Annotated in this window: 1 protein-coding gene; it reads left to right on the top strand. The window is 69.4% G+C overall.

What is annotated here, in order from left to right; translation table 11 throughout:
- Window positions 1-4,919 (top strand): non-ribosomal peptide synthetase (locus NV2_RS30400; protein ID WP_157103169.1); only part of this gene is annotated, 4,919 nt, incomplete at both ends.

A 4,919-nucleotide genomic window follows, 5' to 3' on the forward strand; every position in this document is an offset into this window, starting at 1 on the left:
CGAATCGCTGCGGGACGGCTCTGCCGACCACCCGAGCGCACTGCGCCGCGTCTTCACCTCCGGTGAGGCACTCGGGGCCGAGACCGCAACCCACTGGCGTGAACTCGTGGGCGCACCCCTGCACAATCTGTACGGCCCGACCGAAGCGGCCGTGGATGTGACCTTCCACAAGGTGACCGCGGCGGATACGGTGACGGTGCCGATCGGACGTCCGGTGTTCAATACTCGTGTCTACATCCTGGATTCCGCCCTGCGGCCGGTGCCGGTCGGGGTCACCGGTGAGCTGTACCTCGCCGGCACCCAGCTGGCCGAGGGATATATCGCCCGTCCGGACCTGACGGCCGATAGGTTCGTCGCGAACCCGTTCGGCCCCGGCGACCGCATGTACCGCACCGGCGATCTGGTCCGCTGGAACCGTGCCGGCGAACTGGAATACCTGGGCCGCTCCGACTTCCAGGTGAAACTGCGGGGCCTGCGCATCGAACTCGGCGAGATCGAATCGGCATTGCGGACTCAGGAGTACGTCGCGGATGTGGTGGCCGTGGTGCGCGACGACCGCCTCCTCGCCTATGCGGTGCCCACCGCCGGACAGGTGCTCGATATCGATGCGATGCGGGAAAGCTGTGCGCGGCGGCTGCCGGAGTACATGGTGCCGGACCGGTTCGTCACACTGGAAGCCCTGCCGCTCAACAGCTCCGGAAAGCTCGACCGTACCGCGCTACCCGAGCCGGAGGCCGTGGTGCGAACCTACCGGGCCGCCACCACCAGGGCCGAACGGGCCGTCGCCGCGGTGTATGCCGAGCTGCTCCACCTCGAGCGGGCCGGCCTCGACGACGATTTCTTCGCGCTCGGCGGCAATTCGCTGATCGCCACCCGGGTCGCCGCACGGCTCGGCGCCGAACTCGGCACCGACCTACCGGTGCGCCTGATCTTCGACGCGCCGACCGTCAGCGGATTAGCCGCGCGCGCATCGGAATTCATCGGCCGCGGCACGGGCATACCGTTGACAGCGCGGCCCCGGCCCGACCTGGTGCCGCTCTCGCCCGCGCAGCAGCGCATGTGGTTCCTCAACCGCTTCGACCCCGGCGACAGTGTGCACAATATTCCGGTCGCGCTCCGCCTGACCGGTGCACTCGATATCGACGCGCTCGAGTCCGCCCTGGCCGATGTCGTCGTACGGCACGAAACACTGCGCACGGTGTACCCCGATATCGGCGGTACCGGTTACCAGCAGATCCAGCCCGTCGACCACACTCCGGTGCTGACCCGCCTGCACGGCGGCGATACCGCCACACTGATCGGTGGCTTCATCGCCGAACCGTTCGACGTCACCACCGAGGTGCCGCTGCGCGTGGCGCTGCTCGGTGTCGAGCCCGCCACCGTACCCGTTCCCGCCGCCTTACCCGAGGCGGAACATATCCTGCTCCTCGTCGTGCACCACATCGCTGCCGACGGATTCTCGATGGCACCGCTGACCCGCGACATCGCCACCGCCTACGCCGCCCGCCACGCCGGTGCGGTACCGCACTGGGACCGGCTGCCGGTCCAGTATGCCGACTACGCACTGTGGCAGCGGGAGGTGCTGGGTGCCGAATCCGACCCCACCTCATCGGCTGCTGCCCAGCTCGACTTCTGGCGCGACCGATTGCGTGGCCTGCCCGCCCGGCTGGAACTGCCCACCGATCGTCCGCGCCCCACGGTCGCAGGACACGCCGCCGGCACCGTCACCGTAGGTTTCGACGCCCGGCTGCGCACCGATATCGATCGGCTGGCCGCGCGGCACGAGAGCACCCCGTTCATGGTGGTGCACGCCGCGCTGGCGGTGCTGCTGGCCCGGCTGTCCGGGACCACGGACATCGCGATCGGTGCGCCGGTCGCCGGGCGCGGCGCCGCCGCTCTCGACGACGTGATCGGCATGTTCGTCAACACCCTGGTGCTGCGCACGGATATCCGTACCGAGCAGAGCTTCGCAACGCTGCTGCGTGCGGTGCGCGAAGCCGATCTCGCGGCGTTCGCCCACGCCGACATACCGTTCGAACGGCTGGTGGAGGTTCTCGATCCACCCCGCTCGCCGGCCCACCACCCGCTGTTCCAGGTGGCGCTGTTCTTCCAGAACCTGGCACCGGTCGTACTGGAACTCGACGAGCTGACCGTCGGGGAGGTTCGCCTGGACACCGAGCTGAACCCGTTCGACCTGCAGGTCACCGTGACCGCCCGAGAGCTCGGGATCACCTATGCCGGCGACCTGTTCGACCGGACGACGGTCGAGGCCCTGGGCGGGCGGCTGATCCGGGTACTGGAAGCGGTCGTCGCCGATCCGGGCCGACCGGTCGGCGATATCGACCTGTTCGCCGGCGGTGAGCGAGACCGGGTACTGCGCGAGTGGAACGACTCGGCGCACCACGGATTCGGTCACGAGCTGCTGCTCGACGAATTCGAGGCCCAGGCCGTGAGCACCCCGCACCTACCGGCCGTGCACTACGTCCCCGACGACACCACCGCGCCCGTGGTACTCACCTACGGTGAGCTCTACAGTCGCGTCAATCGGCTCGCCCGGCATCTGATCGCGCTCGGCGTCGGCCCGGAATCGCTGGTGGCGCTGTCTATTCGGCGCTCACCGGAGCTGGCGGTCGCGATATACGCGGTGCTCGAAGCCGGCGCGGCCTACGTGCCCGTCGACCCCGATCATCCGGCGCAGCGCATCGCGCACATCCTGGACTCCGCACGCCCCGCGGTACTGCTGACCACCTCCGGCGCCACCGTCGATTTCGATGGGCCGGTGGTCGACGTCGAGGCCGAGGTCTGCGACGGCTATCGCGACGACCCGATCGCGGTGCAGGAGCGCCGGGCACCGATCTCTCCGGCGCACCCGGCCTACGTGATCTTCACCTCCGGCTCGACCGGAAAACCCAAGGGCGTGAGCGTGTCCCATGCCGCGATCGTCAACCAGATGACGTGGATGCAGTCGGAATACCGGCTCACCGCGCAGGATGTGTACCTGCAGAAGACCGCGACCACCTTCGATGTCTCACTGTGGGGCTACTTCCTGCCGCTGCGGGTCGGTGCCACCCTGGTGCTGGCCGCCCCCGACGGTCATCGCGATCCGGAGTATCTCGCCGAGACCATCGCCGCGCACGAGGTGACGGTCACCGACTTCGTCCCCTCGATGCTGAGCGCCTTCGCCACGGTGGCACGCCCCGCCCAACTCCGTTCGCTACGACGGGTTTTCGTCATCGGCGAGGCACTGCCGGCGGAAACGGTACGTGCCTTCGCCGCAGTCAGCGCCGCCCGCCTGCACAACCTGTACGGTCCCACCGAGGCCGCGGTCTCCATCACCTACCGCGACGTCACCGGTGTCACCGAGGGGGCAGCACTGCCCATCGGACGGCCGGAATGGAACAGCCGGGTCTACGTGCTGGATTCGCGACTGCAACCCACCCCACCCGGGGTCGCGGGGGAACTGTATCTGGCCGGCACACAGCTGGCCCGCGGGTATCACGGCCGCCCCGACCTCACTGCCGACCGGTTCGTGGCCGACCCGTTCGACACCACCGGCGCGGGCTCGCGCCTGTACCGTACCGGCGACCTGGTGCGCTGGGACAGCAGCAGTGCCACACCGGAACTCGTCTATCTGGGACGAACCGACTTCCAGCTGAAGTTCCGCGGTCAGCGCCTCGAACTCGGTGAGATCGAGGCGGTGCTGGCGGCGGTGCCCGGGGTTTCCGCGGCAGCCGTGCGACTGGTGACCGCCGCCGGGGGAGAACATCTCATCGGCTTCGTCACGGCGAGCGCCGGCGCCCGCGGCCTCGGCGCACAGGTCCGCGCGGCGGCGGCCGCCCAGCTCCCCGGATATATGGTGCCCTCCGCCGTCGTCGTCCTCGACGCGTTCCCGCTCAACCCCTCCGGCAAGCTGGACCGCGCCGCCTTGCCGGATGCCACCGACCCCCGGGTCGCCGACGTATTCGCCGCTGAGCAGTACCAGGAGCCAGAGACCGCGGCGCAGTGCCTGGTCGCCGAGGTCTTCGCCACGGTGCTGGGGATCGATCGGGTCGGAGCCGGCGACGACTTCTTCGCCCTCGGCGGCAATTCCCTGATCGCGACCCGCGTTTCGGCTCGTCTCGGTGAGCGGCTCGGCCGCCGGATTCCGGTGCGGGCGCTGTTCGAACACCCCGGCGTCGCCGAGCTGGCCGACGCGCTCGACGCCGGTATCCACGGCGCGGGTGTCGCGGGGCCGGTCGCCGGTCCGCGTCCAGATATCGTCCCGCTGGCACCGGTACAGCAGGGAATGTGGTTCCTCAACCGGCTCGATCCGGACTCCGCCGCCGACAATATCGTCGTCGCGGTCCGCATCCTCGGCGAGCTGGATCCGGCGCTGATGCAGGCGGCCTGCACGGATGTGGTGGCCCGGCACGAAGCCCTGCGGACCTACTATCCGCTCGACGCCGACGGTGCGGCCTGTCAGATAGTGCTGCCCCCGGAGTCGGCCGGGCTCGAGTTCGCACTGCGCGACGGCGCGGCAGCAGCGCACATCGCCGAATTCGCCGCCGCCGGATTCGATGTCACCGCCGCACCGCCGGTGCGCATCATGCTGATCCGCGAATCGGACACCAGCACGGTGATCGTGGTGGTGATGCACCACATCAGCGCCGACGGCTATTCGCTCGACCCGCTGCTGCGCGATCTGATCGCCGCTTATCTGGCACGCCGCTCGGCCCGTGCTCCACAATGGCCGACGCTATCGGCCCAGTACGCGGATTACACACTGTGGCAACGACAGTCGCTGGCTTCCGGGGCGGCCGAACAGCTCGATTTCTGGACCCGGACCTTGGCCGAGCTGCCCGCCGAACTCGGCCTGCCCACCGATCGGCCGCGACCCGCCGTCGCCTCGCGCCGCGGTGCGGTAGTGCGTGGCCGCATCG

The organism is Nocardia vermiculata NBRC 100427 (assembly GCF_001613265.1).
GTDB classification, from domain to species: Bacteria; Actinomycetota; Actinomycetes; order Mycobacteriales; family Mycobacteriaceae; genus Nocardia; species Nocardia vermiculata.